At 69.9% G+C, this 26,323-nt stretch carries 28 protein-coding genes and 1 pseudogene; 17 read left to right on the forward strand and 12 right to left on the reverse strand.

All coding sequences use genetic code 11. The features are described from left to right. Positions 1 to 235 precede the first annotated feature (235 nt). On the forward strand, positions 236 to 2,104 hold the full coding sequence (locus FV227_RS02040; protein WP_147725415.1) for a tetratricopeptide repeat protein: 1,869 nt from the start codon (positions 236 to 238) through the stop codon (positions 2,102 to 2,104). 7 nt (positions 2,105 to 2,111) lie between these two features. Here FV227_RS02040 and FV227_RS02045 read toward each other — a convergent pair whose 3' ends face one another. Together FV227_RS02045 and FV227_RS02050 are read right to left on the reverse strand one after the other, a co-directional pair. Then, a complete protein-coding gene (locus FV227_RS02045) occupies positions 2,112 to 2,552 on the reverse strand; it encodes a HEPN domain-containing protein (RefSeq protein ID WP_187274647.1) in 441 nt (146 codons plus the stop codon). Next, entirely contained in the window at positions 2,536 to 2,880 is a 345-nt protein-coding gene (locus FV227_RS02050) for a nucleotidyltransferase domain-containing protein (protein ID WP_210246688.1), read from the reverse strand. Before FV227_RS02050 ends, FV227_RS02045 begins: the two co-directional genes overlap by 17 nt. 119 nt (positions 2,881 to 2,999) lie before the next feature. Between FV227_RS02050 and FV227_RS02055 the strand changes: the two genes are divergently transcribed. Further along, a complete protein-coding gene (locus tag FV227_RS02055) occupies positions 3,000 to 3,875 on the forward strand; it encodes a 4-(cytidine 5'-diphospho)-2-C-methyl-D-erythritol kinase (protein WP_147725413.1) in 876 nt (291 codons plus the stop codon). Positions 3,876 to 3,934: 59 nt separating this feature from the next. Here FV227_RS02055 and FV227_RS02060 read toward each other — a convergent pair whose 3' ends face one another. Then, positions 3,935 to 4,957 carry a polyprenyl synthetase family protein gene (locus FV227_RS02060; protein WP_147858193.1) on the reverse strand — a complete coding sequence of 341 codons (1,023 nt, stop codon included), beginning with the start codon at positions 4,955 to 4,957 and terminating at the stop codon, positions 3,935 to 3,937. Between the two features lie 161 nt (positions 4,958 to 5,118). Here FV227_RS02060 and FV227_RS02065 point away from each other — a divergent pair, with 161 nt between their 5' ends. Both FV227_RS02065 and FV227_RS02070 read left to right on the forward strand, forming a co-directional pair. Further along, on the forward strand, positions 5,119 to 5,349 hold the full coding sequence (locus tag FV227_RS02065) for a DUF2007 domain-containing protein (RefSeq protein WP_147725411.1): 231 nt from the start codon (positions 5,119 to 5,121) through the stop codon (positions 5,347 to 5,349). Between the two features lie 2 nt (positions 5,350 to 5,351). Next, a complete protein-coding gene (locus tag FV227_RS02070; RefSeq protein WP_147858194.1) occupies positions 5,352 to 6,101 on the forward strand; it encodes a methyltransferase in 750 nt (249 codons plus the stop codon). 73 nt (positions 6,102 to 6,174) lie between these two features. Here FV227_RS02070 and FV227_RS02075 read toward each other — a convergent pair whose 3' ends face one another. Next, on the reverse strand, positions 6,175 to 6,429 hold the full coding sequence (locus FV227_RS02075) for a hypothetical protein (RefSeq protein ID WP_187274648.1): 255 nt from the start codon (positions 6,427 to 6,429) through the stop codon (positions 6,175 to 6,177). 228 nt (positions 6,430 to 6,657) lie between these two features. Between FV227_RS02075 and FV227_RS02080 the strand changes: the two genes are divergently transcribed. After that, positions 6,658 to 7,512, forward strand: a complete 855-nt coding sequence (locus tag FV227_RS02080; RefSeq protein WP_147725408.1) for a S49 family peptidase — start codon at positions 6,658 to 6,660, stop codon at positions 7,510 to 7,512. A gap of 45 nt (positions 7,513 to 7,557) precedes the next feature. Here the strand turns inward: FV227_RS02080 and FV227_RS02085 are convergent, their stop codons facing one another. Next, the gene (locus FV227_RS02085; RefSeq protein ID WP_147725407.1) at positions 7,558 to 7,821 is read right to left on the reverse strand and encodes a hypothetical protein; all 264 of its coding nucleotides are present in this window, start codon (positions 7,819 to 7,821) and stop codon (positions 7,558 to 7,560) included. Between the two features lie 211 nt (positions 7,822 to 8,032). On the opposite strand from FV227_RS02085, the gene FV227_RS02090 reads away from it, so the two are divergent. The 5 genes and pseudogenes from FV227_RS02090 to FV227_RS02105 all read left to right on the forward strand — a co-directional run bounded on the left by FV227_RS02090 (position 8,033) and on the right by FV227_RS02105 (position 12,289). Further along, positions 8,033 to 8,971 (forward strand): glycine--tRNA ligase subunit alpha, encoded by a 939-nt coding sequence (locus FV227_RS02090; protein ID WP_147725406.1) that lies wholly within the window; start codon positions 8,033 to 8,035, stop codon positions 8,969 to 8,971. Further along, entirely contained in the window at positions 8,968 to 9,132 is a 165-nt protein-coding gene (locus FV227_RS29610) for a hypothetical protein (RefSeq protein ID WP_246686516.1), read from the forward strand. The genes FV227_RS02090 and FV227_RS29610 overlap by 4 nt, the downstream gene beginning before the upstream one ends. A gap of 30 nt (positions 9,133 to 9,162) precedes the next feature. Further along, positions 9,163 to 9,414, forward strand: a pseudogene (locus FV227_RS29615) (DUF3828 domain-containing protein); the annotation flags it as partial. Positions 9,415 to 9,507: 93 nt separating this feature from the next. Then, positions 9,508 to 11,718: a glycine--tRNA ligase subunit beta gene (gene glyS / locus FV227_RS02100; protein WP_147858195.1), complete on the forward strand. Its 2,211-nt coding sequence runs from the start codon at positions 9,508 to 9,510 to the stop codon at positions 11,716 to 11,718. A 217-nt stretch (positions 11,719 to 11,935) separates the two neighbouring features. Then, positions 11,936 to 12,289, forward strand: a complete 354-nt coding sequence (locus FV227_RS02105; RefSeq protein WP_147725403.1) for a DUF559 domain-containing protein — start codon at positions 11,936 to 11,938, stop codon at positions 12,287 to 12,289. A gap of 9 nt (positions 12,290 to 12,298) precedes the next feature. On the opposite strand, the gene FV227_RS02110 is transcribed toward FV227_RS02105, so the two are convergent. After that, a complete protein-coding gene (locus tag FV227_RS02110) occupies positions 12,299 to 13,300 on the reverse strand; it encodes a magnesium transporter CorA family protein (protein WP_147725402.1) in 1,002 nt (333 codons plus the stop codon). 209 nt (positions 13,301 to 13,509) lie between these two features. Here FV227_RS02110 and groES point away from each other — a divergent pair, with 209 nt between their 5' ends. Continuing rightward, entirely contained in the window at positions 13,510 to 13,797 is a 288-nt protein-coding gene (gene groES / locus FV227_RS02115; protein ID WP_055886789.1) for a co-chaperone GroES, read from the forward strand. Positions 13,798 to 13,880: 83 nt separating this feature from the next. Continuing rightward, positions 13,881 to 15,533, forward strand: coding sequence for a chaperonin GroEL (gene groL, locus FV227_RS02120; protein WP_147725401.1), 1,653 nt, complete (start codon positions 13,881 to 13,883; stop codon positions 15,531 to 15,533). Between the two features lie 328 nt (positions 15,534 to 15,861). Here the strand turns inward: groL and FV227_RS02125 are convergent, their stop codons facing one another. Further along, the gene (locus FV227_RS02125) at positions 15,862 to 16,545 is read right to left on the reverse strand and encodes a peptidase inhibitor family I36 protein (RefSeq protein WP_246687867.1); all 684 of its coding nucleotides are present in this window, start codon (positions 16,543 to 16,545) and stop codon (positions 15,862 to 15,864) included. A gap of 318 nt (positions 16,546 to 16,863) precedes the next feature. On the opposite strand from FV227_RS02125, the gene FV227_RS02130 reads away from it, so the two are divergent. The 3 genes from FV227_RS02130 (at position 16,864) to FV227_RS02140 (ending at position 19,875) form a co-directional block, all read left to right on the forward strand. After that, complete coding sequence (locus FV227_RS02130; protein WP_147725400.1) at positions 16,864 to 17,157, forward strand: hypothetical protein; 294 nt, start codon at positions 16,864 to 16,866, stop codon at positions 17,155 to 17,157. A gap of 129 nt (positions 17,158 to 17,286) precedes the next feature. After that, positions 17,287 to 19,401, forward strand: a complete 2,115-nt coding sequence (locus FV227_RS02135) for an ABC transporter ATP-binding protein/permease (protein WP_147858196.1) — start codon at positions 17,287 to 17,289, stop codon at positions 19,399 to 19,401. A gap of 174 nt (positions 19,402 to 19,575) precedes the next feature. Then, the gene (locus FV227_RS02140) at positions 19,576 to 19,875 is read left to right on the forward strand and encodes a hypothetical protein (RefSeq protein ID WP_147725398.1); all 300 of its coding nucleotides are present in this window, start codon (positions 19,576 to 19,578) and stop codon (positions 19,873 to 19,875) included. Positions 19,876 to 19,955: 80 nt separating this feature from the next. Here FV227_RS02140 and eda read toward each other — a convergent pair whose 3' ends face one another. From eda to FV227_RS02155, 3 genes are all read right to left on the reverse strand, one after another. Then, a complete protein-coding gene (gene eda / locus FV227_RS02145) occupies positions 19,956 to 20,570 on the reverse strand; it encodes a bifunctional 4-hydroxy-2-oxoglutarate aldolase/2-dehydro-3-deoxy-phosphogluconate aldolase (protein ID WP_147858197.1) in 615 nt (204 codons plus the stop codon). 22 nt (positions 20,571 to 20,592) lie between these two features. Continuing rightward, the gene (edd, locus tag FV227_RS02150; protein ID WP_147725396.1) at positions 20,593 to 22,416 is read right to left on the reverse strand and encodes a phosphogluconate dehydratase; all 1,824 of its coding nucleotides are present in this window, start codon (positions 22,414 to 22,416) and stop codon (positions 20,593 to 20,595) included. A gap of 160 nt (positions 22,417 to 22,576) precedes the next feature. Continuing rightward, positions 22,577 to 23,686: a type II asparaginase gene (locus tag FV227_RS02155; protein WP_147725395.1), complete on the reverse strand. Its 1,110-nt coding sequence runs from the start codon at positions 23,684 to 23,686 to the stop codon at positions 22,577 to 22,579. A 178-nt stretch (positions 23,687 to 23,864) separates the two neighbouring features. Here FV227_RS02155 and FV227_RS02160 point away from each other — a divergent pair, with 178 nt between their 5' ends. Together FV227_RS02160 and FV227_RS02165 are read left to right on the forward strand one after the other, a co-directional pair. Continuing rightward, positions 23,865 to 24,080 carry a hypothetical protein gene (locus FV227_RS02160; RefSeq protein WP_147725394.1) on the forward strand — a complete coding sequence of 72 codons (216 nt, stop codon included), beginning with the start codon at positions 23,865 to 23,867 and terminating at the stop codon, positions 24,078 to 24,080. 139 nt (positions 24,081 to 24,219) lie between these two features. Continuing rightward, on the forward strand, positions 24,220 to 24,468 hold the full coding sequence (locus tag FV227_RS02165; RefSeq protein ID WP_147725393.1) for a hypothetical protein: 249 nt from the start codon (positions 24,220 to 24,222) through the stop codon (positions 24,466 to 24,468). Between the two features lie 21 nt (positions 24,469 to 24,489). On the opposite strand, the gene FV227_RS02170 is transcribed toward FV227_RS02165, so the two are convergent. Further along, positions 24,490 to 24,765 (reverse strand): hypothetical protein, encoded by a 276-nt coding sequence (locus tag FV227_RS02170; RefSeq protein ID WP_147725392.1) that lies wholly within the window; start codon positions 24,763 to 24,765, stop codon positions 24,490 to 24,492. Positions 24,766 to 24,774: 9 nt separating this feature from the next. Beyond that, on the reverse strand, positions 24,775 to 25,659 hold the full coding sequence (locus FV227_RS02175; RefSeq protein WP_246686519.1) for a DNA/RNA non-specific endonuclease: 885 nt from the start codon (positions 25,657 to 25,659) through the stop codon (positions 24,775 to 24,777). Positions 25,660 to 26,323 lie beyond the last annotated feature (664 nt).

Genomic DNA, 26,323 nt, shown 5'->3' on the forward strand with positions numbered 1-26,323 from the left:
GGGGAGTGGATTCGCTCGGCGAACCCGCTTCGCGGGAACCGGACGCGCGAGCCGAAAGGGTCGTCCGTCGGGGCCTGGAACGATCGAATCGCGGCGGGTCCGGCGGCGTCCGGCGGTCGGGCCCGCGCCATCCTTTCGCCTTGCGGGCATGGCGGGAAGAGTCCAGTGTCCCCGCCGAATTCGGCGCCGCCTGGCCGCGATGGGCAGGCGCCCGCAGGAGCCGTGAACGGTGCCCATGACCGATGTCCGTCCCCGCCGCACCCGCACGGTGCTCGCCCTGACGCTCGCCGCGAGCGTGTCGCTCGGCGGGCAAGCGTTCGCGATGCAGCCGCGCGAATCCAGCCCGATGTCGGAGTACGAGCCGGCGGAGTCGCTCGAGGGCAATTTCCTCTCGGCCTACATCGCCGGGGCCTCCCGCGACACCGCGGCGGCGGCGAGCTTCTACCGCGAGGCGGTGAAGGCCGACCCGCGCAACACCGATCTGCTGGAGCGAGCCTTCGTCTCGCTGCTCGCCGACGGCGCCCTGCCCGACGCGTTCCGCGCGGCCGAACGCCTCGTCAACCGCGACTCGACCAACGGGCTGGCGCAGCTGTCGCTCGGCGTGCGCCAGATCAAGGCCGGCCAGTGGGCCGCCGCCCGCCAGAACTTTTCGCGCAGCGGACGCGGGGCTGCCGCCGACCTCACCGCGACACTCCTCACCGCTTGGGCCTATGCGGGTGCCGGCGACGGCAAGCGCGCGCTCGAGACCGTGAGCAAGCTCAAGGGCGAGCGCTACTACAACACCTTCCGCGATTATCATGCCGGCCTGATCGCCAGCGTCACCAGCGACCAGGCCGAGGCCGAGCGCCGCCTCAAGGCGGCCTACGACGCCGACAAGAACACCCTGCGCATCGTCGACGCCTACGCGCGGTTCGAGGCCAATGCCGGCCGCACCGACCTCGCGATCCAGGCCTATACCGACTTCGACGCGCTGATGCCGCGCCACCCGATCGTGCGCGACGCCCTCGACAAGCTGAAGGCCGGCAAGCCGCTCGCCCGCCTCGTCACCACGGCGCAGGAAGGCGCCGGCGAGGTCCTGTACGGGCTCGGCTCGGCCGGATCGACGCAGGGCGACGAGCTGCCGGCGGTGGTCTACCTCCGGCTCGCCCTCTACCTCGCCCCCGAGCATGCGCTGGCGCGCCTGACGCTCGCCGACACCCTCGACCGGATGAAGCAGCCGGAGAAGGCGAACGAGGCCTACGCCCAGATCCCGGCGACCTCGCCGCTGAAGCTCAACGCCGACATCCAGATCGGCCTCAACCTCGAGCAGGCCGGCAAGGGCGATGAGGCGCTGCAGTACCTCGACGCCGCGATGAAGGCGCATCCCGACGACATCGACATCATCACCGCGCTCGGCAACGTGCAGCGCTCGCGCAAGAAGTACGAGGAGGCGGCCGAGACCTACAGCCGCGCGATCGCGCTCATCGGCGACCGGCCGCAGGCGAACTTCTGGACGACCTACTATTTCCGCGGCACCGCCTACGAGCGGGCCAAGCAATGGCCGAAGGCCGAGGCCGACCTGAAGAAGGCTCTGGAGCTCGTGCCGGCGAGCCAGCCGGCGGCGAAGGCGCAGGTGCTGAACTATCTCGGCTATTCCTGGGTCGACCAGAAGATCAACATCGACGACGCCTTCAAGCTGCTGAAGCAGGCGGCCGACGCCAGCCCGCGCGACGGCATGATCGTCGACAGCCTCGGCTGGGCCTATTTCCGCCTCGGGCGCTGGGACGACGCGGTGCGCGAGCTCGAGAAGGCCGTGGAGCTGAAGCCGGGCGACCCGACCATCAACGACCACCTCGGCGACGCCTACTGGCGCTCCGGCCGGCGCCTCGAAGGCAAGTTCCAGTGGCAGCACGCCAAGGACCTGAACCCCGAGCCCGACGACCTCGTGCAGATCAACGAGAAGCTGAAGAACGGCCTGCCCGATACTGACAAGCCGACCGCCACGGCGGAGAACCCGCCGGCTCCGGTGGCCGCGCCGCACAACGCCGAGAACCCGGAACTGCCGAAGGGCGCCCCGGCCCCGAGCGAGGCGCCGGGCTCGGCCGACAAGAAGAGCGGCGGCTGAAGCAGGCTTATCGACGCGGGACCGGGTTCGACGCGGTCCCGCCGACTTCGGCTTCGACCGCGAAATGCTTTTCGAGGGATACGATCAGCCCATCGATCGCTGCAAGTGCGTCCTCGACGCGGTCGGATGACGGGGTAGCCGGAACACGCCCTGTCGGTGTCCCGTAGCGATAGCTGGTCGCGTAGGCTTCCAGGAACGTGATCGCTGCGAGCGCCCGGCGGTCCGGGTTTTCCTCCGGGATCTTCCGAACGATGGTATCGAGCTGGTGGGCGTCCTTTCGCTCGATGTGGATGCCCTCGGCCGTGGCGACGGCCGTGATCAGGTGTTCGGCGGCCTGCGACGCCAAGTAGGCAGCGTTCCGCGACTCGGCCTTCAGCAGGATGCGAGCATCCTTCGCACAATCGCGGGCAAGCTCGAGGCAGGTCGCGATCCTACGCCCCTTGGACATCGAGTCTCTGGCCTTCGCGGGCGAGGGCATAGCTCAGCGTATTCGGGACGCCCCAGCTTTCGGCCAGCTCGCTTTCGCGGGCGGCCAGGATCGTGGCGGAGATGCCGGCTTCGCGGCCGATCGACCACCCGATGATGGGATCGAGCGCATCGTCGGAAACATCGTCCGGCACCGCGACGACGAGGTCCCAATCGCTGTCAGCACGATGATCGCCGCGGGCCCTGCTCCCGAACAGCCAGATCGCCCGCGGTCGCATGCGGGTGCGGATCGCCGCGATTAACGTGGCGAGGTCGTCCGGCAGCGGATCGGCGTAGTTGGATCGGGACACCGTGCGATCCTAGGCCGGCCTTGGCGGGCCGACAATGCCGGGCGTACGCCTGCGGGTTGCCGCGCTGGCGCCCGCCTCGTATGGCCTGCCGCTCCAAGTCATCGCCCCGACGAGAGCCCGTGCCCCTGCTCACCACCCGCGCCCCGGCGAAGATCAACCTGACCCTGCACGTGCTCGGGCGTCGCCCCGGCGACGGCTATCACATGCTGGAAAGCCTGGTGGCGTTCGCCGGCGTCGGCGATGCGCTGACGCTTGATCCCGGCCCGGAGCTGTCGCTCTCGGTGAGCGGCCCCACCGCGGGACCGGCCGGCCCGACCGGCGACAACCTCGTCGTGCGGGCGGCCCGGCACCTCGCGGAGGCGTTGCCCGATCTCAGGCTCGGCGCGTTCGATCTCGTCAAGCGGCTGCCGGTGGCGGCGGGGATCGGCGGAGGGTCGTCGGATGCGGCCGCGGCGCTGCGCCTGCTCGCGGAGCTGAACGGCCTGCCCCTCAACCATCCGGCGGTGGTCGCTGCCGCGCGGGCCACCGGGGCCGACGTGCCGGTCTGCCTCGATCCGCGGGCCCGCATGATGCGCGGCGCCGGCGAGGAGATCGGCCCGGCGCTCGGAATGCAGCCGTTCCCGGCGGTGCTGATCAACCCCGGCGTGCCGGTGCCGACGGCACCGGTGTTCAAGGCGCTCGGCCTCCGGGTCGGCGATGCCTTGAACGGCGTGCCCCATCCTGAGATCGGCCCGGGATCCGGGGTCGAGGCTCTGGTCGCGGCGATCGGGCCGGCGCGCAACGACCTCGAAGCCCCGGCGCTGACCGTGGCGCCGGCGATCGGCACCGCGCTCGCGGCGCTCCGCACCCAGGCGGGCTGCCGGCTTGCGCGGATGTCGGGTTCGGGCGCGACGGTGTTCGCGGTCTTCGCCGATCGTCATTCGGCGTCGCGGGCCGCGCGCGCGATCGGTTCGACGCAGCCGACGTGGTGGACGGTCGCGACCTACCTGCGCTGACGGACGGGCGGAAGCGTCGAGAGGATCTGTGGAGTGGTTCGAGGGCCGCCGCGTGCGGATCAGTGGACGCGCGAAACGCAGAAATCCACGACCTGCAGCAGCGCCGACTTCATCGGGCTTTCGGGGAAGGGATCGAGCGCATCCCGTGCCAGCGTGCCGTAGTCGCGCGCGCGGGCGACCGTCTCCTCGAGGGCGTGGTGGCGCCGCAGGATCGCGTGCGCGGTCTCGAGATCGCCGTCTTCCAGCGCACCCTGCTCCAGAGTCCGGCGCCAGAAGGCGCGCTCCTCCTCGGTGCCGCGGCGGACGGCGAGCACGATCGGCAGGGTGATCTTGCCTTCGCGAAAATCGTCGCCGACGTTCTTGCCGAGCACTGCGCTGGTGCCGCCGTAGTCGAGCACGTCGTCGATGAGCTGAAAGGCGATGCCGAGGTTCATGCCGTAGGCGCGGCAGGCCTCCTGCTCGGCGACCGGGCGCCCGGCGAGCACCGGACCGACCTCGCAGGCGGCGGCGAACAGCTCCGCGGTCTTGGCACGGATCACCGCGAGGTACGCGTCCTCCGAGGTGCCGGTGTTCTTGGCGGCGGTGAGCTGCATGACCTCGCCCTCGGCGATCACCGTGGCGGCGGCCGAGAGGATGTCGAGGGCGCGCAGGGAGCCGACCTCAACCATCATCCGGAACGCTTGCCCAAGCAGGAAGTCGCCGACGAGCACGCTCGCCTCGTTGCCCCACTTGATCCGCGCCGCGACCCGGCCGCGGCGCATGTCGCTGCCGTCCACCACGTCGTCGTGCAGCAGGGTCGCGGTGTGCATGAACTCGACGCTGGCGGCGAGCTTCACGTCCCCGTCGTGGCCGGAATAGCCGCAGAGGTCGGCGCTCGCCAGGGTGAGGATCGGGCGCAGGCGCTTGCCACCGGAATCGATCAGGTGGTTGGCGACCTCGGGGATCATCGCCACGTCGGAACCGGTGCGCGACAGGATCTGGGCGTTCACCCGCTCCATGCCGCCCGACACCAGGGCCACGAGGTCGGCGAGGCTCGCTTCCGCGTCGGGGCGGCCTTCTTCGATGGAAACGACGACACCCAAGGTCCGATGCCTCCAGACCGATTTCGACTGCAGCGCGCGATGCGCCACCCCTTCGCATGCGCTTGAGGGCACCGCAACATGCGTCCGCGAAACCGGATATGGTGCCGGCGCACGCCAGCGCGCACGCGACGAAAGCGCCCTCCATCGCGAACAGGGTTGTGATGACCGAGCTGATCCGCACCAACGACATCGTCCTGATCGGCTTCGCGCAATCGCTGCTCGAAGGCGCCGACATTCCGGTGCTCGTTGCCGACAACCACATGAGCCTGATGGAGGGCTCGATCGGCGCCTTCCCCCGGCGCCTGCTGGTGCCCGGCGATCATGCCGCGCAGGCGCGCCGGCTCCTGCGCGACGCCGGGCTCGCGCACGAGCTTCGCGACGCGAACCCCTGATCATGGCCGAGGTGCCGGACGACTTTCTCGGCGGAACCCTGCGCCTGCTGCAGCCGCCGAGCGGCAGCCATCGAGCCGGGACCGACGCGGTCCTGCTGGCGCGGTGGATCGAGCCGAAGCCGGGCGACGTCGTCTGCGACGTCGGGGCCGGGACGGGGGCGGTCGGGCTCGCCGTCGGCATCCGCGAATCCGGCAGCCGCATCGTGCTGGTCGAGCGCGCGCCCGAGATCGCCGCGCTGGCGCGCCGGAACGCCGAGCTGAACGCGATGGCCGACCGGGTGACGGTGGTCGAGGCCGACGTGCTCGCCTCCGGTGCCGATCGCCGCAGCGCCGGCCTCGCAACGGGCTGCGCCAACATCGTGCTCACCAACCCGCCGTTCTTCGAGGCGGGACGTCACCGCCCGTCGCCGGACGCGGGCAAGGCCGCCGCCCACGACTTCCCTGTGGGCGGGTTGGAGCGCTGGATCCGGACCTGCACCGACCTGCTTCGACCGGACGGTCGGCTCGGGTTGATCCATCGGGCCGACGCCCTGCCGCTTTGCCTCGAAGCCCTGCGCAACCGGTTCGGCGGCGTCGCGATCCGTCCGGTCCACGCCCGCGCCGAGCGTCCGGCGATCCGCATCCTCGTCCGCGCGACCAAGGGAAGCCGTGCCGCGCTCGAATTGCATCCGCCGCTCGTCCTGCAGGGGGCGGACGGCGGCTTCACCGCCGAGGCGGACGCCCTGCACCGTGGCCGGCCCTGGCCGGCGTGAAGGTGTATGCGGGGCAAATCATCCGCGACGCATGAAAAGAGGGGGGCGTCCCGGACGCCCCCCTCGCAAAACCTCAGTAGAACCGCAGCCGGCGATGATGACCGTGATGGTGGTGGTGATGATGCCGGCGCCAGTGATGGTGACGGTGCCAGCGGTGATGCCGGTGCCAGCGATGGTGGCGGTGCCAATGGCGGCGGCCGTGCCAGCGGGCATTCTGCACCAGCGGCGCGGCATCGTTCTGCGCGGCGGTGATCGGCACCGTCATCGGGGCGGCCTTCGCCGAGAGGCTCAGGCCCGGCGCGCCGCCGAGCAGCGCGAGCACGACCATCACAAATCTCCAGGATCGCATCGAGACGTCCTCTCCTTGCCTGTGCGACGGGCGATGGGTCGGGCCCCGCCCGGGCGGAGAACGCTCCGCCGCGCCGGAAACGGCGGCCGGCGCGATTCGGTTCGATCGGCAGGCCGCGAAACGACGCGCCCTGCTCCGCAAGCCTTGCCGCGGAGCCGGCGATCACCACCTCCCCCGACGCGGGCCTTCTCCCACTATCGGATCTTCATGTCCTTCGCCGTTCCGAATTTTGTGCGTGCGCTCCTGCCGGCGCGCTTTCGCAAGACGCGGCCGCGCGTCGCCGTGGTGCGCCTGAACGGCGCCATCGGCGCGGTCTCGCCGCTGCGCCCGGGCCTCTCGATCGCCACGGTGGCGGGCAGCCTGGAGCGCGCCTTCGCTGTGCCGGGCGCGGTCGCCGTGGCGATCGTGATCAACTCGCCGGGCGGCGCGCCGGCGCAATCCCACCTGATCCACCGGCGCATCCGAGATCTCGCCGTGGAGAAGAACCTGCCGGTCTACGCCTTCGTCGAGGACGTGGCGGCGTCGGGCGGCTACATGATCGCCTGCGCGGCCGACACCATCGTCGCCGACCCGACCTCGGTGGTCGGCTCGATCGGTGTCGTCTCGGCCGGCTTCGGGTTCGACAAGCTGCTCGCACGCATCGGCGTCGAGCGCCGCGTCCACACCCAGGGCGACGCCAAGGCGATGCTCGATCCGTTCCGGCCGGAGGACCCGGCCGACGTCGAGCGCCTGCTGCGCATCCAGGCCGACGTGCAGGACCTGTTCACCGGTCTCGTCACGACGCGTCGCCCGACGTTGAGGTCCGGCGAGAACCTGTTCACGGGGGCGATCTGGACGGGACGGCAGGCTCTCGAGCTCGGGCTCGTTGACGCGATCGGCGACATCCGCTCGACGCTGCGCGCCCGATTCGGGGAGGGCGTCGACCTGAGGCTGATCGCCGAGGCGAAGGGGTCGTTCGTCGCCCGCCTGCTGCGCCGCGGGGCGCCGGGCGGGATCGGCTTGACCGACGAGGCCATCGCCGCGATCGAGGAGCGTGCTGCCTGGGCGCGTTACGGCCTGTGAGGCGACGTCGCGCGCAGGCCGCAAGGCCGTCACACGACGGCGCGCTCAGCGTGCGAGGCAGGCGGCGTCCGGCGTGCCGTACCCGCTGTAGACCACCCGCACCTTGCGGGTGCAGCCCTCGGCCTTGACGGCCGGCGCGGCGACGGGCGCCACCTCGACCGGCACCACCGCGACCGGCACGGCCACCGCCGAGACATCGTCCACGGTGGCCAGCGCGCTGCTGGCGCTCATCACCAGCGGTGTCGCGACGAGCGAGGCGGCGACGAGGACCGCGAAGACGGTGACGTTCTTCTTGGCGAGGCTGCGCATGACTGTTGTTCCGTCGCGTTCGGCCGGGGCGGGCGGCCGATATCCCAGTGTTGGGCAATAAACTTGGCCGTCGCGATACGGTTCCGCTTGTCTGCCGAAATTGCGCCGCATTCGGTGTGCGCCCGCACCCGCGCCGGCGTCGCGGTTGCCCAATGCGGTCGCCCGCGCTTAAACGCTGCCGCCTCCCCTGCCCGACGACGAAGAAGCGCCCATGCCGAGCGATGCCGATCTCAGCCCGAAAACGTCGTTCCAGGGCCTGATCCTGACCCTGCAGCGCTTCTGGGCCGCCAAGGGCTGCGTGATCCTGCAGCCCTACGACATGGAGGTCGGGGCGGGCACGTTCCACCCGGCGACGACGCTGCGCGCGCTCGGCCCGAAGCCGTGGAAGGCCGCCTACGTCCAGCCCTCGCGTCGGCCGAAGGACGGGCGCTACGGCGAGAACCCGAACCGGCTGCAGCACTACTACCAATTCCAGGTCATCCTGAAGCCGAACCCCGAGAACCTGCAGGAGCTCTACCTCGAATCGCTCGCCGCGATCGGCGTCGATCTCGCCCTGCACGACATCCGCTTCGTCGAGGACGACTGGGAAAGCCCCACGCTGGGTGCCTGGGGTCTCGGCTGGGAATGCTGGTGCGACGGCATGGAGGTGAGCCAGTTCACCTACTTCCAGCAGGTCGCCGGCCTCGAATGCGCACCGGTCGCGGGCGAGCTGACCTACGGGCTGGAGCGCCTGGCGATGTACGTGCAGGGCGTGGAGAACGTCTACGATCTGAACTTCAACGGTGGGGCGGGCGCGGAAAAGGTCACCTATGGCGACGTGTTCCTGCAGGCCGAGCAGGAGTATTCGCGGCACAACTTCGAGGCGGCCGACACGGCGATGCTGTTCCGCCAGTTCGCCGACTCCGAGAAGGCCTGCCGCCTCTACCTCGACGCCGGCGCTCCCGAGCGCGCTGGCGCGCGCCACCGCATGGTTCAGCCGGCCTACGACCAGTGCATCAAGGCGAGCCACGTCTTCAACCTGCTCGACGCCCGCGGCGTGATCTCGGTGACCGAGCGCCAGAGCTACATCCTGCGGGTGCGCGAGCTGGCCAAGGCCTGCGGCGCGGCCTGGCTGCTCACGGAGGCCGGCGGCGCGCCGGCGGCGGCATGAACCGGTTCGCGTTCGCCACCCTGACCTTGTTCGCCCTCGGCGCTGCTCCGGCCTTCGCCCAGTCCGCCACCGACCCGGTCGAGACCGTGCGCGCGTTCTACGCCAAGGACGATATCGGCGCGGTCGGCTTCTATGCGGCGCGCCTGCGCTCGCTCTACTAGCGGGACCGGCGCGAGGCCGGAAACGAGGTCGGCCGACTGGATTTCGCCTTCTACGTGAACGGACAGGACACGGAGGCGAACTGGGAGAAGACCCTGAAGCTCACCATGCTCGCATCCAACGACGCGCGTGCGGAGGTGCAGGCGACCTTCCACAACGGCACGCCGCAGGACCTGCGCTACGATCTCGTGCGCGAGAACGGGCGCTGGCTGATCGCCGACGTGCGCTCGACGACGGCGCAAACCTGGGATCTCGTGACGATCCTTTCTGCGAAGCTGCCCTAGCCCGAGCGCGACGCGCAGATCAGCGGCGGCATCCCGCGCCTCTCCGCATGCTCCGTCTCGACGGACGCGGAGCGGGCGTCTATTCCCGCGGCCATGCCCGATTTGCTGCTCGAACTCCGCTCCGAAGAAATCCCGGCCCGCATGCAGCGGCGCGCGGCCGAGGACCTGAAGAAGCTCGTCACCGACGCGCTGGTCGAGCGCGGCTTCCTCTACGACGGCGCGAAGGCCTTAGCGACACCGCGCCGGTTGGCGCTCCACGTCGCCGGCTTGCCCGCGCGCGGCGAGGCTTTGCGCGAGGAGCGGCGCGGACCGAAGGTCGGCGCGCCGGACGCCGCGGTGCAGGGCTTCCTGCGCGGCGCCGGGCTGACGAGCCTCGACCAGGCGCGGACGATTATCGACCCGAAGAAGGGCGAGTTCTACCTCGCGGTGATCGAAAAGCCCGGCCGCGAGACGCTGGACGTGCTGGCCGAGATCCTGCCGGCGATCATCAAGAGCTTCCCCTGGCCGAAATCCATGCGCTGGGGGGCGGCCTCGGCGCAGGCGGGCGCCCTGCGCTGGGTGCGCCCGCTGCAATCGATCGTCGCGACCTTCGGCCCGGAGACCGAGACGCCGGACCTGGTGCCGTTCGAGGTCGGCGGCATCACGTCGGGCACCACCACCTACGGCCACCGCTTCTTGGCGCCCGGCGCGATCGAGGTCCGTCGCTTCGACGACTACGTCCGGAGCCTGGAGCGCGCCAAGGTCGTGCTCGATGCGGATCGCCGCAAGGACATCATCCTGCACGACGCCCGCGACCTCGCCTTCGCCCGCGGCCTCGAGCTCGTGGAGGACGAGGGCCTGCTGGAGGAGGTCGCAGGCCTCGTCGAATGGCCGGTGGTGCTGATGGGGACCTTCGACCAAAGCTTCCTCGACATCCCGGGCGAGGCGGTGCGCGCCACCATCCGCGCCAACCAGAAATGCTTCGTCGTGCGCGACGCCGGCGGCGCGCTGGCACCGGCCTTCATCCTGGTCTCGAACCTCGTCGCCACGGACGGCGGCGCCGCGATCACCGCGGGCAACGAGCGCGTGGTCCGCGCCCGGCTCTCGGACGCGAAATTCTTCTGGGAGACCGACAAAGCGATCCGCCTCGCGGACCGCCTGCCGAAGCTCGACACCATCGTGTTCCACGAAAAGCTCGGGACGCAGGGCGAGCGGGTGCAGCGCATCGCGGCGCTCGCGCGTGAGCTTGCCTCCCTCGTCGGCGCCGATGCCGACCTCGCCGAGCGCGCCGCGCGGCTCGCCAAGGCGGACCTTGTCACCGAGATGGTCGGCGAGTTTCCCGAGCTGCAGGGCTTGATGGGCGCCCGCTACGCCGCGCTCCAGGGCGAGAACCCGAGCGTCTGTGCCGCGATCGAGGAGCACTACAAGCCGGTCGGGCCGAGCGACCGCGTGCCGACCGATCCGGTCTCGGTGGCGGTGGCGCTCGCCGACAAGCTCGACACGCTGGTGGGCTTCTGGGCGATCGACGAGAAGCCCACCGGGAGCAAGGACCCGTACGCGCTGCGGCGGGCGGCTTTGGGGGTGATCCGGACCACGCTGGAGCGGTCCCTGCGGCTGCCGCTTTCGAGCGTCGCCAACCGACAGTTCGCCATCGCGGAAACCCGTGGCGCGCCGGCCGCCTCCGCCGAGCCCGCAAGCATCCGCGAGGACGATCTCGGCTCGGCCGGCTTCCATTTCTCAGCAATCGTCGAGACCGAAGGCGAGGCCGACCGAAGCCCGTCGGCCCAGCGCGTCGCCGACCTGCTGGCCTTCTTCGCCGATCGCCTCAAGGTCTACCTGCGCGACAAGGGCGCCCGCCACGACCTGATCGATGCGGTCTTCGCGCTGCCCGGCCAGGACGACCTGCTGATGGTGGTCCGCCGGGTCGAGGCGCTCGGCGCCTTCCTCGACACCGAGGACGGCAGGAACCTGCTCGCCGGCGTGAAGCGCGCCTCGAACATCCTGCGCATCGAGGAAAAGAAAGACGGCCGCGCCTACGATGCCGAGCCCGATGCCGTGCTCGCCGACGCCGGCCAGCCCGAGGAGCGGGCGCTGGCCGAGGCTTTGGCGACGGCGCGGGCCGAGGCCTCGGCGGCGGTCGCGAAGGAGGATTTTGCCGGCGCGATGCGGGCGCTCTCGCACCTGCGCGCCCCGGTGGACGCCTTCTTCGAGCACGTCACCGTCAACGCCGACGACGCGGCGCTTCGCGAGAACCGCCTCGCCCTCCTCAATGCGCTGCGCGCCGCAACCCGCGAAGTCGCAGACTTCTCAGCGATCGTGGGGTGAACCGCGGGTCCCTTCTCCCAGGGGGAGAAGGGCAGGACGATCTACACTTCCTATAGGGGGAAGCGCGGGTCCCCTCTCCCGTCCGGGAGAGGGACAGGGTGAGGGTTGCGACTTCTCCGGATGAACCTGTCCCCTCACCCCAACCCTCTCCCGAACGGGAAAGGGAGTGCGTCGCGCATCCGCGAGGTCGCGTCGGCGTGTGAGGTCAGGTCATGGCATGCCGAACCCGACGCAGCGTGCGACGAATTTGCGGGCGGCGGAGACCGGTGCGGAGGCACGGCTCTGGCGCGTCCTCCGCAATCGGCAGCTGAACGGGCGCAAGTTCCGGCGGCAATGGCCGATCGATCGCTACGTCGTCGATTTCGCCTGCATCGAGGCGAAGCGCGTCGTCGAGGTCGTGGGTGCGACGCATAGATCGCAGGCCGCGATCGCGTCCGATGCCGATCGGACCGAATGGCTCGGACGATGCGGGTTCGAGGTCGTCCGCATCGCCAACGCCGAGATCGACGAAAACCTCGACGGCGTCCGCGAGACGATCCTCGCCGTGATCGAGCGGCGCGATGTCCTCTGACGCGCCGCCTCAGAACCAACCCTTGATACGGAACACCACGATCGGGATGATCGCGCTCGCGAGGATCAGGCTGAACGCGTAGGGGTAGCCGTAGGCCCAATCCAGCTCGGGCATGTGCTTGAAGTTCATCCCGTACATCGAGGCGATCAGCGTCGGCGGGACGCCGACCACCGAGACGACGGTGAGGACGCGGAAGACGTTGTTCTGCTCGATGTTGATCAGGCCCAAGGCCGCGTCGAGGAGGAACTGGACGTTCTCCGAGAGCCGGGTCTCGAACTCGTCGAGGGATTCGATGTCCCGGCGGATCGTCTCGAAGCGCGCATCGGTCTCCTCCTGGGCCAGCACCTGCTCGCAGGCTCCGGCGACGAAGGGCACGATGCGCTCGAGGCCGAGCAGGCTCGCCCGGATCTTGCCGAGCACCTTCCCGCGGCGGGCGATGCCCCGCAGGATGCGTTTCAGCGCCAGGTCGCGGCGGCGCGGCGGAGCCTTCTCGTCGGATTTCGACGGTCGGGCGCGCACGTCGAAGTCGAAGATCCGCGTCGAGAGGCCGTCGAGCTCGGCGCCCATGTCCTCGAGCGCATCGGCGAGGCTGTCGACCAGCTCCTCCATCAGCAGCAGGAAGACCTCGATCCCGGTCTTGGCGACCTCCCCCTCGTCGATCCGCTTGCGCACCTCGGTGAAGGCGCGGAGCTCGTGGAAGCGCACGGTGACGAGGTGGTCCGGCGTCAGGACGAAGCCGAGCGGCTTGAGCAGCGAGTCGGTGCTCTCGAAGGTCACCATCGGCGTCGAGAGGGACAGGCCGTTCTTCAGCCGGCGCAGGCGGCTGGAGCTCTCGACCTCGGACAGCGCCTTGCGCGAGGGCACGCGGATGCCGGTGGCCTCCTCCACCGCCCGGGCCTCCTCGGGGGTCGGATCGTTGAGGTCGATCCACACGGTCTGGGTCGGGACGGCCGCGCGGCCGCCGGTGTCGCTCGGCGCGAGCGCGCCCTCGGGGCCGTGCAGGCTGAGCATGAAAAGGAATTCCGTCGGCGCTTGTGATGAGGGGAGAAACCCGGCGCGCGACGGCCGCCGCGGGTTCTACAGACTTGACTCGCTAAGGGGCCGCCGCTATCTCGCCCGCAGCCTTGGCACTCATCTTCCACGAGTGCTAACGGCCAGGGTTGGACGCGGGTCTCCGCGGCATCAACGCCGATTTGCGAATTCAAACAAGAGGGCAGCTCATGAAGTTCCGTCCGCTGCACGACCGGGTCGTCGTCCGCCGCATCGAAGGCGAAGAGAAGACCAAGGGCGGCATCATCATCCCCGACACCGCCAAGGAGAAGCCGCAGGAAGGCGAGATCGTCGCCGTCGGCCCGGGCGCCCGCGACGAGGCCGGCCGCATCAACGCGCTCGACGTCAAGGCCGGCGACCGCGTCCTGTTCGGCAAGTGGTCGGGCACCGAGGTCAAGATCGACGGTCAGGATCTCCTGATCATGAAGGAATCCGACATCATGGGCGTCGTCGCCTGAGGTCTTCGGACACCTGACGTAATCGCCCTTCGAGGCCCGCCCGGGTCTTGGGGCTTTTCCACCAACGAAAAGGAATCCTGCACATGGCAGCGAAAGACGTTCGTTTCTCCTCCGACGCGCGCGACAAGATGCTCCGCGGCGTCGACATCCTCGCGGATGCCGTCAAGGTGACGCTCGGCCCGAAGGGCCGCAACGTCGTGATCGAGAAGAGCTTCGGCGCGCCGCGCATCACCAAGGACGGCGTCACCGTCGCCAAGGAGATCGAGCTCTCCGACAAGTTCGAGAACATGGGCGCCCAGATGGTGCGCGAAGTGGCCTCGAAGACCAACGACATCGCCGGTGACGGCACCACCACCGCGACCGTGCTCGCCCAGGCGATCGTCCGCGAAGGCGCCAAGTACGTCGCCGCCGGCATGAACCCGATGGACCTGAAGCGCGGCATCGACCTCGCCACGGCCGCCGCGGTCAAGGACATCATCGCGCGCTCCAAGAAGGTCGCCTCGTCCGAGGAGGTCGCCCAGGTCGGCACGATCTCGTCGAACGGCGACAAGGAAATCGGCGAGATGATCGCCCACGCGATGCAGAAGGTCGGCAACGAGGGTGTCATCACCGTCGAGGAGGCCAAGACCGCTGAGACCGAGCTCGACGTCGTCGAGGGCATGCAGTTCGACCGCGGCTACCTGTCCCCGTACTTCATCACGAACGCGGAGAAGATGGTCGCCGAGCTCGAGGACCCCTACATCCTCATCCACGAGAAGAAGCTGTCGTCGCTCCAGGCGATGCTGCCGGTGCTCGAGGCCGTGGTGCAGACCGGCAAGCCGCTGGTCATCATCGCCGAGGACATCGAGGGCGAGGCGCTCGCCACCCTCGTGGTCAACAAGCTGCGCGGCGGCCTGAAGGTCGCGGCCGTGAAGGCGCCGGGCTTCGGCGATCGCCGCAAGGCGATGCTTGAGGACATCGCGATCCTCACGCAGGGCCAGATGATCGCCGAGGATCTCGGCATCAAGCTCGAGAACGTCACCCTGCCGATGCTCGGCCGCGCCAAGCGGATCCGCATCGAGAAGGAGACCACGACGATCATCGACGGTTCGGGCGAGAAGGCCGACATCGAGGCGCGCGTTGGGCAGATCAAGGCGCAGATCGAGGAGACCACCTCGGACTACGACCGTGAGAAGCTCCAGGAGCGCCTGGCCAAGCTCGCCGGCGGCGTCGCGGTCATCCGCGTCGGCGGCGCGACCGAGGTCGAGGTCAAGGAGAAGAAGGACCGCGTCGACGACGCGCTCAACGCCACCCGCGCTGCGGTGGAAGAGGGCATCGTCCCCGGCGGCGGCACCGCCCTGCTCCGCGCCAAGAAGGCGGTCGCCGCCCTCTCGAGCGACAACCCCGACGTCCAGGCCGGCATCAAGATCGTGCTGAAGGCGCTCGAGGCCCCGATCCGTCAGATCGCCCAGAACTCTGGCGTCGAGGGCTCCATCGTCGTCGGCAAGATCACCGATAACACCAGCTCCGAGTCCTACGGCTTCAACGCCCAGACGGAAGAGTACGTCGACATGATCCAGGCCGGCATCATCGACCCGGCCAAGGTCGTGCGCACCGCGCTGCAGGACGCGGCCTCGGTCGCCGGCCTGCTCGTCACCACCGAAGCCATGATCGCCGACTCTCCGAAGAAGGACAGCGGCGCCCCCATGGGCGGCGGCGGCGGCATGGGCGGCATGGGCGGCGGGATGGACTTCTAAGTCCGAGCCACCATTGCAACGTCGGAAGGGGGTCGCCGCGAGGCGGCCCCTTTTTTCGTTGCGCTTGGGCCTGGGTCGGCGCCGTCTTCCCGACGCTGTGAAACGATCGGCGAGCGGACGCTTGGACGACGAGGGGGCTCGGGCGGCTTCGGGGAAGCCTGCAGCAGATCTGTCTCGACCATTGGCCGCGCGCGCGCGGCCTCCCGCGGACATCCTGAGCGGGAGGCTCTGACGCGACGCGCTTCAAGCCTTTCAACCGGGAAGTCGACGAGAGCCGCGGCGGCGATTCTGCGAAAAGGACGACAGGAGCGATCGACGACGCGCCGTGTCAGCCCGCCCGCTTTCCGCAGCGGACGTAGGATGCGGTGCCCTTGCCGCTCGTCCAGGTCAGGCGGTCGCCGTCGACGACGAGGCGGACCTGGGAGGACCAGCGCCGGCCGCGCTCGGCGCAGTCCGCGGCCATGGTCCAGGCGTTCCCGACGCGTCGGCCGTCGTGGAAGCTGCAGATCGTCCGCCCGGCACTGGCGCGCTCGGGCGTGATCGTCGCGGGGATGTAGCCGCGTCGGCGCGAGCGCTTGCCGCAGGCGGCCTCGGTCGGCCCCCAGGTTCCGACGTACTCGGCGCGCTCCACGCGCGGCGGCGGTGCGGGCACCGGAGCAGCGGCCGGTGCCGAGACCGCCGCGACGACCGGAGCCGGCGCTTCGACGACGCGCGGCACCTGTACCTCGGGCACCGGCGTCGCGGCCGCGACCGCGATGGTTTGCGGCAAGGGGGGGAAGCCGAAGGCGGGCACCTCCGGCGGGGCGGCGGCGGCCGGCCTGAACGGGAGATCTTCGCTGAGGAACGTCACGCTGTACCCGAACAGGGTGCCCCAGCCGGCGGCGAGCGCGACGAACAGCGCGACCCAGCGCTTCGAAACGGGACGGCCCGCTCCGCTGCTCTGTTCCGTCGGGTACGCCTCGAGCCCCGCCGCCATCGTCATCCCGCCCTCCCCTTCGTGGGCCGCACGCATCCGACGCCGAAATCTTCCGTGCGCCCGTCCGTCGCGACGCGGGAGCGATGGAGATGCCGAAGGTCCGCCGGGACGCCGCCTCGAAGATCCAGCGATTCGCAGACTGCGCACCGCGGGCGACGAAATCTTAACAAGTCTTGCGCGGCGCGAAATCCCTAAACGCGCGAATACGGCGCTGCGGCGGCGACGGATCGCAGGTGGGTCTTCGACGCGACACTTCCGGCGTTGCATCGGTGCAATGGCGGGTGCGCCAATTCACTGCCATGCTCGCGCGCCGCTCCCTTCAGGGCGAGCCAACGAGGCGCCCGATTCCCAGCGATGAGATGCTTCGCCACGGCTCTTGTGATCGCCCTCGTGTCGGGGCCGGCCTCGGCGCAGACGCGGCAGGCGACACCGCGCATCGCCTGCGCGGACGCGATGGAGATGGTCAAGCGCGGCGGCGACGTGACGATCGCGGTCGGCGGCGCGCAGCCCGAGCGCATCGTGCGCGACCGCAGCTTCTGCGACCTGTCCGAAATCGCCGAGCTTCGCCTCGTGCCCACCCGCGACAACCCGCAATGCCCGATCGGCTATCGCTGTCGCGAGCCGGGCTTCGAGGAATGGAACTGGTAGGCGGCCGGCTCACGCGCGGTTGAGCGTCGCGCCCGGGCCGGTGCCACGATCTCGCCACGACCCGCGGTCACTGCCGCCGGGAAGGGCTTCGCGAACGGAGCCGATCGCCAAGATTTCCGGGAGACGCGCGTGGCCGCACTTCGAAGCGGGCTCGGCCTGCAGGCCGTCCTCACGGCGCTCGCCGCCCTCGCGCTGCTGGCGGCACCCGGCGTCCCCGCCCCGCCGCTCTACGTCTCGCTCGCGGGCTTCGCCATGGCCGGCATCCTGCTCGCCTCGGCCAACCTCTCCGCCTACCTGAAGGTCTTCGTCTCGGTCTACGGGATCGGCTACCTCGTGCTCGCCGGCGGCAAGACGCTGGCCGCGATGGGAGCGCTGCCGCCGACGCTCGCCGCCCTGCTCCCGCCGCACTTCGCGGCCACGGGCGCCGTGGTGTTCGGCGGGTTGGTCCTGGCGATCTCCTACCTGAAGCCGATCCGCGCGATCACCCTGATCGCCGATCCGTACTTCGCCAGCCGCGAGGCGCCGACCCGGGAGATCGGCCCGTTCCGCTTCTTCGGCAACACCGAGGGCAAGGTCGGGCAGCGGCTGGTGGCGCTGTCGATCTTCATCACCTTCGCCCAGGTGGCGCTGCAGCTGCGCCTGAACTTCTGGTTCCGCGACCTGTTCAATGCGCTGCAGGAGTACAATGCCGACGCGTTCTGGTACCAGCTCGTCTGGATCTTCGCCCCGCTCGCCACGATCTGGGTCGTGGTCGGCATGTTCGACACCTTCGTCGACGCGTCGCTCCACCTGCGCTGGCGGACCTGGCTGACCCGGAGCTTCTACGAGCGGTGGCTCGACGGCGGCACGCATTACCGCATCCCCTTCACCGGCGAGCACGCGGACAACCCGGACCAGCGCATCCAGAGTGACGTCAACCTGTTCATCTCGCAGACGACGACGCTCTCGATCCGCCTGCTGTCACAGGCGGCGACCCTGGTCTCGTTCATGGTCATCTTGTGGGGCCTGTCGCGCGATTTCGTCTTGCCGTTCACCGACACCGTGGTCCCGGGCTTCCTGGTCTGGCTCGTCGTCGGCTACGCGCTGGTCGGCACCTGGCTGACGCACCTGATCGGACGCCCGCTGATCGGGCTCGACTTCCGGCAGGAGAAGGTCGAGGCCGACTTCCGCTTCTCGCTCGCCCGCTCGCGAATCTACTCCGAGCAGATCGCGCTCCTGCGCGGCGAGCGCGCGGAGAACGTCAGGCTGAAGAGCCTGTTCGGCGAGATCATCGACAACTACCTCGGCATCATCTACCGGCGGATCAAGCTCGGCAGCTTCACGCTGTCCTACAGCCAGATCAGCGTGGTGTTTCCCTACATCCTCGCCGCGCCGAGCTACTTCCTCAAGAAGATCACCCTCGGACAGTTCCAGCAGACCGGCGACGCCTTCTCCAGCGTGCAGTCGTCGTTGTCGTTCTTCATCAACTCCTACGTCACGATCGCGGCCTACAAGGCCAACACCAACCGTCTCGCCTCGTTCAAGCGCGCGATGACGCTGGCCGAGGCCTATTCCGCCGCCTCCGACGGGCTCGGCCACGGCAACGCCACCGGGTCCGACGTGACCGCGACCGGACTGACGCTCGCCCTGCCCGACGGGCGGACGATCGTCACCGCCGACAGCCTTGCGATGACGAAGGGCGCGTCGACGCTCGTCACCGGCCCCTCGGGCTCCGGCAAGTCGACCCTGTTCCGCGCGATCGCCGGGATCTGGCCGTTCGGCAAGGGCCGGATCGACGTGCCCGCCGGCCAATCGGCCCTGGTGCTGCCGCAGCGGCCCTACATTCCCCTCGGCACGCTGCGCGGTGCCGTGTGCTACCCGAACACCACCGACCAGTTTCCGGACGCGGCGATCCGCGAGGCGCTGGTCGCGGCGCAACTGCCGGCTCTGGTCGATCGCCTGGACGAGGTCGACGCCTGGGACCAGCGCCTGTCCGGCGGCGAGCAGCAGCGCCTGGCGATCGCCCGCGCGGTGCTGGCCAAGCCCGAATGGCTGTTCCTCGACGAATCCACCGCCGCCCTCGATGAGCCGAGCGAGGCCGGCATCTACCAGATGCTGCGCGAGACCCTGCCCAACACCACGATCGTCTCGATCGGCCATCGCTCGACCCTGCACGAGCACCATCAGCGCCGGGTCGACATGCAGAGCACGGGGGACGGCCGGTTCAGCCCGCGCGAGTTTCGCGCCGTCGCGCCAGCGGAATAGTCCCGGCTGCAAAACGTAAGACACCGCCGTTAGACGGCTCATCGTCGTCGCTCGAAGTCGCCGTACAGCAATGCGGGAGGGTTCACCCGTCCGCATTGCCAGGTTGAAATAATAAAGGAACCCTCCGGCAGTCCTGACGTTTGATACCCGCCTCAAGAAACTGCGGAGAAACGCATGACCAAGATCACCACTTTCGCCGGTGCCGCCGCCCTCGTTCTGATGTCGTCGGCCGCGTTCGCCGCGCCGTGCTCGACCGGAACCACCGTCACCCCCGACAAGGACGCCAGCAAGGCCTCGACGGTCGATCCGAAGGCCACCGCCAACACCAGCCCCGGCGCCAAGGGCGAGTCGCCCGGCACCGTCGGCGCGATGAACAAGGCCGGTTCCGCCGCCGGAGCCACCTCGCCGGCGGACGTCAACGCTCAGGACAAGGGCAACCCGACCGCCGCGCAGGCTGCCAAGAACGATTGCTGATTCAGTATAGCGGATCGGCATCGATCCGATCCGAGACGTTGCGCCCGCTCCGGGAAACCGGGGCGGGCGTTTTCGTGCGCCTAGCGCCGCAGGCCGGTCGCCGCCAGGGCGGCCTTGCGGATCGCGTCCACGTCCGGCGCGCCGGGCTTCACGACCCAGCTTCCGCCGACGCAGAGAACGGCGTCGAGCGCGAGCCAGTCCGGCGCCGTCGCCTCGGAGATGCCGCCGGTCGGGCAGAACCGGACCTGCCCGAACGGGGCGGCCAGCGCCTTCAGCGCCTTGATCCCGCCGGACGCTTCCGCCGGGAAGAATTTGAACCGGTCGAGCCCGTGGTCGAGCCCGCGCATGATGTCGGCGGCATTCGCCACCCCCGGAAGGTAGGGGATGCCGCGCTTCAACGCCGCCTCGGTGAGCGGCGCGGTGAGGCCGGGGCTGACGATGAACGTCGCGCCGGCTTCGATCGCCGCGTCGAGGTCGCGATCGTTGAGGACCGTTCCCGCCCCCACCACCGCGCCCTCCACCCGCGACATCGCGCGGATCACTCCGAGGGCGGCCGGCGTGCGGAGCGTGACCTCGAGCGCGGTCAGGCCGCCCTCCACCAGGGCTCGGGCGATCGGCTCGGCATGCTCGATGTCCTCGATCACGAGGACGGGGATCACGGGGACGGAGCGCATCAGCGCGTCGATGCCGGTCATGGTTGGATCTCCCGTTTCGTGATCAGAGGCCGGCGGCCGCGAGCATCGCCGAGGCGCCCTGCTCGGCCCCGTCGGCGCCGTGGCGCATGAAGGCGAACAGCTCCCGCCCGGTCCCGGTGGCCGGCGGCGGCGCCGCAGCCTCGTCGCGGGCGGCGAGTTCCGCGTCGTCGACGAGCACCTGCAGCAGCCCTTCCTCCGCGCTGAGCCGCACGATGTCGCCATCGCGGATCTTCGCGATGAGGCCGCCGCCGAGCGCCTCCGGGCTGAGATGGATCGCCGCCGGCACCTTGCCCGACGCACCCGACATCCGGCCGTCCGTGACCAGGGCGACCTTGTGGCCGCGGTCCTGCAGCACGCCGAGCTGCGGCGTGAGCTTGTGCAGTTCCGGCATCCCGTTGGCGCGGGGGCCCTGGAAGCGAACCACAACGACGACATCGCGCTCGAGCTCGCCCGCCTTGAACGCCTTCAGCACGTCGTCCTGGTCGTCGAAGACGCGGGCCGGCGCCTCGATCGTGCGACGGTGCTCGTCCACGGCGCTGGTCTTGAAGGTGGCGCGGCCGAGGTTTCCCTTCACCAGGCGCATCCCGCCATCGGCCTGGAACGGCGCGGCGGGCTTGCGCAGCATCGTGTCGTCGAGGCTCTCGGGCACCGCCTCCTCAAAGGTCAGCGCGTCGCCCGACAGCTTCGGGTCGCGGGCGTGGTCGCGCAGGCGCGAACCGGACACGGTGAGGATGTCGTCGTGCAGCAGGCCGGCGTCGATCAGGCTCGCCATCACGAAGCTCATCCCGCCGGCGGCGTGGAAGTGGTTCACGTCGCCGGAGCCGTTCGGATAGACCCGGGCGATCAGCGGCACCACACCGGACAGCCGGTCGAAATCCTCCCAGTCGAGAACGATGCCGGCGGCACGCGCCATCGCCGGCAGGTGGATCGCGTGGTTGGTCGAGCCGCCGGTGGCGAGCAGCCCGACCACCGCGTTGACGATCGCCTTCTCGTCGATGCAGCGCCCGAGCGGCCGGTAGTCGTTGCCCGACGCGCCGATCTCCGACAGCCGGTGGATCGCGGCGCGGGTCACGGCCTGTCGCAGCTTGGTGCCCGGATTGATGAACGAGGCGCCGGGCATGTGCAGGCCCATCACGTCCATCATCATCTGATTGGAATTCGCGGTGCCGTAGAACGTGCAGGTGCCGGCCCCGTGATAGGAGGCGGATTCCGATTCCAGCAGCTCCTCGCGCCCGACCTTGCCCTCGGCATAGAGCTGGCGGATGCGCTGCTTCTCCTTGTTGGCGATCCCCGTCGGCATCGGCCCGGCCGGGATCAGGATCGTCGGCAGGTGGCCGAAGCGCAGCGCGCCGATGATCAGGCCCGGCACGATCTTGTCGCAGATGCCGAGCAGGGCTGCCCCGTCGAACATGCCGTGGCTGAGCGCGACCGCCGCCGACAGGGCGATGGCGTCGCGCGAGAACAGCGACAGCTCCATGCCGCGCTGGCCTTGGGTGACGCCGTCGCACATCGCCGGCGTGCCGCCCGCGACCTGCGCCGTCGCGCCGACCTCGCGGGCAAACAGCTTGATCTGCTCGGGGTAGCGTCCGTAGGGCTGATGCGCCGACAGCATGTCGTTGTAGGCGGTGACGATGCCGATGTTCATCGCGCGGCCGGAGCGGATCGCGGCCTTGTCCTCGCCGGAGGCCGCGAAGCCGTGGGCGAGGTTGCCGCAGGCCAGCGTCGGCCGGTGCACGCCCGAATCCCGCTCGCGCCGGATGAGGTCGAGATAGGCGGCCCGCGAGTCGCGCGAGCGCTCGACGATGCGGGCCGTCACCGCCGCGACCACCGGATGAATCTCTGTCATCGCATGCCCTCTCGACGGCTCGGAGCCGAAGCGCTCCGAGACCGTCCTGTCCGTGGTCGGGCTCGGGTGAGCCGACCGTGATGCGAACGTCTAGGCCCGCTGCCCGACCGTAAGATGGCGGCGACGGGCAAGACGGCAGGGGAAGCCGGAGCGTCGAGCCTCAGTACTGCCAGAAGATCCGCTGAAGTTCCTTGGTGTCGCTGGTCTTGGTCAGCGCGACCGCCGCGAGGATCTTCGCCTTCTGCGGGTTCAGGTCGTGCGCGACGACCCAATCGTAGGTGTCGTCGGGCTGCTCGGCGTTGCGCAGCACGAACCCGTCGGGCACCCGCGACGAGCGGATGATCAGCGTGCCCTTGGCGCGGATGTCCTTCAGCGTGTCGACGAGATAGCCCGGCACCGAGCCGTTTCCGGTGCCGGCATTGACGATCGCCTTGGCGCCGGCATCGACCGCGGCCTTGTAGGCGCCGGGGAACATGTTGCCCGAGCCGTAGACGATCGCCACCAGCGGCAGGCTGTCGATCGTGTCGATGTCGAACTCGGAGCTGGTGCCGTGGCGCTTGTCGAGGCTGCGGAAGAAGTAGGTCTTGCCCTCGACCACCATGCCGAGCGAGCCCCACTGGCTGAAGAACGCGCTCGGCACGATGTTGGTGCGCTTGGTGGCGTCGCGACCGGACTGGATCTGGTCGTTCATCGTCACCGTCACGCCCTTGCCGATCGCCTCCTTGCTGCCGGCGACCGCGACCGCGTCGAGCAGGTTGAGCGCGCCGTCGGCGGAGATGGCGGTGGACGGGCGCATCGAGCCGACGACGACGATCGGCTTGTCGGTCTTCACCACGAGGTTGAGGAACAGCGACGTCTCCTCCAACGTGTCCGTGCCGTGGGTGACGACCACGCCGTCCACGTCGCTCTGCTTGACGAGCTGCGAGACGCGCTTGGCCAGCTGCACCAGCTGCGCGTCGGTGAAGCTCTCGGAGGCGATCTGGAAGACCTGCTCGCCGCGGACGTTGGCGATGGCCGACATCTGCGGCACCGCCGCGATCAGCTTCTCGACGCCGACCTTGGCCGCCTGGTAGGTCGCGCTGTTGGCGGCATCCGCGCCGGCGCCGGCGATGGTGCCGCCGGTGGCCAGGATCACCACGTTGGGCTTGCCGACCTTCGCCTCGACCGCCGCGTCGGGCATCTCGCGCGCGATCGCCGCCCCCGGCAGCGACAGGCTCGCCAGGAGAACGGCCGCGACCGCGGCACACCGGCTGGATCTGACAGACAGCATCGACAATCCTTCGTCATGACCGCCGCGGCGCGGCGTGCCGGCCGCATGGTAGGCCGGCCGTCCTACGAGGCAAGAACGAAGCCGCTCGCCGAAGCGTCGCCCTCGCCGAACCGTCATGCCGGATCGTTCCCCGAGCTTGAGCGTTTCCTCGAAGCATTCGTCCGGGAGAGGCGCCCCCATGCTGACCTTCGCCAGCCTTCTGGAAGACGTGAAGGGCAACGCGCCCGCCCGTGCAGCGATGTCGCTTCTCGACGCGGCGCTCGCGCGTCGCACGTCGGACGAGCAGGGCGCCTTCTGGCGTGCGATCGACCTGTACTACGTGTCGCGCAAGGCGCCGGGCGCCGAGCCGCAAGCGACGGAGGCGGGTCCCTCTCCCACCACGCAGGCCCCGTGACGATCGGGTCTCGTCCGGCGAGACCGAGGGGTTGATCTCCGGCGAGGCTTGCGCGGCGGTCCCGCTCCGGCCGATCACGCGCACGGCGCGGCACTGCCGGGCCTTCGTGCCACCGCGATCCACAACAGTCAGGAACCCCATGTCCGAACCCGACGACGAGCCCCTCGACGCCGTCTCCCGCCTCTACGCGAAGATGCTGGCGATGGAGATCGTGATGGGCGTGCTGATCGGGCGCCTGTCGGAGGAGGACCCCGAGGTTCGAGAGGATGTGAAGCGCGACGTCGCGGTGCTCCTGGCAGACATGCCGATCGACGGGGCGAGCGAGGAGCTGATCGCCGCCGAGGTCCGTCGCGCTGCCGAGGCGCTGACGAGCGTGCGGATCGCCTGAGCGAGCGGATCGCCGTCGCCGTCAGGCGAAAGGGTTCTTCCCGATGGTCGGTTCCGTCGCCGATTCGGCGACCCTGCCCGGCAGGTCCGCCGCCTCGAGCGACGCGACGATCGCGTCGACCGTGGCCTTGAGCGCACGCGCCTGGGCTAGGCCCGCCGCGTCCCGCGTCAGGTCGAGGGAGCCGTGGAGCGCGATCGTCTCCGGGCCGTTCTCGAACGCGAGCGCCCCGATGGTCCTCACCGCGGCCCCGTCGGCGAAGGGCTCGAAGGCGGCCTCGCCGTCCTTGGATTTCTTCATGGCTGATCCTCAGAAGATCGCGCGGAGCAGTTGCCGCAGCGCACGGTGCAGCGCGCGCACGGCCTCGTGGCCGAGCCAGTCCTGCCAGGTCTGCTCCCGTCCGCGGGGACGATGGTTGGCGATGTCGTCGCGGGAATAGGCGCGCGGCTCCGGTAGGGTCATCGCCGAGGCCTTCTGGCCCGGCGGCAGCGACGGGAAGGCGTCGATCCCGGCGATGGTGCGGAGCGCAGCGAGGGACACCGACTGGAAGGTCCCGCTGCCGTCGTTCGGCGCGAGCCAGGCACCGCCCTCCCCGGCCACCGGATCGTAGATCGCCTTGAACATCTGCGTCGGCACCAGCACCCGGCCGTTGATCGAGGCGAGCTCGTCGCCCGCGTAGACCGGCCCGGTCACGACGAAGAGCTGCCCGCGCCGGGTCGCGAGCCGGCGGGTGCTCTCCTCGATCGCGGCCCACAGGCTCCGGTTCAGCACGCGATCCTGCGGCACGATGTTGGCGAGGCTGAAGGATTGCGCCTGCGCCTCGCCGGTCGGCATGTTGCCGGCCGGCGCGAGGTGGCCGCGGTCGAAGCCGCTGCGGACGTAGTCGTCGAGCCGCGCGCGGTCGTCCGGCGGGACGCGGTCCTCGTCGTGGAAGGCGTCGATCCGCTCCACCAGCCGCGCCGCCGCGACGCTCGCTCGCGTCAGGTGCTCCGCGGCGTAGAGCGGCGTTCGCGCCACGCCGGAATGCAGCACCGCGTAGGCATCGAAGCACAGGGCCAGCGTCCTGGGGGCGAGCTTCGGGTTGGTCAGCTCCGGCGCTCGGCCGTCGGCGAACAGCGCCGGGCAGGCGTCCGACGACCGCGCCGCGCCGCATCCGAGCAGGAGGACGACGGCGGCGAGGCGAGCCAGCTTCAGGAGCACGTGCGGACCCTTCGCGGGCCCGACGGCGTCGGGCGCTCGCGCCACGCGCACGGCCGCCCGAGCGTCCCCTCGAACGGGCGCACGTCTCGGTCGGGCCCACCCGGCACGGTCCGCGGCGGGCAATCCCCGAGATAGGCACACGCGAACGTGAAGTCCCCGTCGACCGGGCGGGGATCGGCCTCGGCTCCGGTGCTGAAAACGGTGGTGAGAATGGTCAGGATTCCGGGCAGCACAATGCGGAGCGACGCGGGCCTCATGTGGCAGTGAAGGCACGAAACCGGGAAAAGAGAGGGATGAAACATTGATCGGATCCCACAAGGTCCGTAATTGGCACTATCATGACAGCGGCCGTACCAACGTTCCCGCGAGCGGGCGACGGCGAATTCGGTCGAGGCGTGGTCGGAACGACCCCGTCGTCACACGAGAGGCGGACCGCGTGCCGGTCGCCTCGGATCGACGCGGCCTGCCACGGATGCCTTTCGGGCCGGACGTCATAAGCGAGCGAGTGGTTCATTGACACCTCAAGAAAACGCCCCCTCGATTTTGGACGGTTTGTCCGAGACGTCCGCGTTGCGGTTGCTTCCGGAGAGCGATCTCCGGGCGGTGGCGGACGCGGTTCGCTCGGAGATGATCGAGGCCGTGTCGGTGACGGGCGGTC

Source organism: Methylobacterium sp. WL119, assembly GCF_008039875.1.
GTDB lineage: Bacteria > Pseudomonadota > Alphaproteobacteria > Rhizobiales > Beijerinckiaceae > Methylobacterium.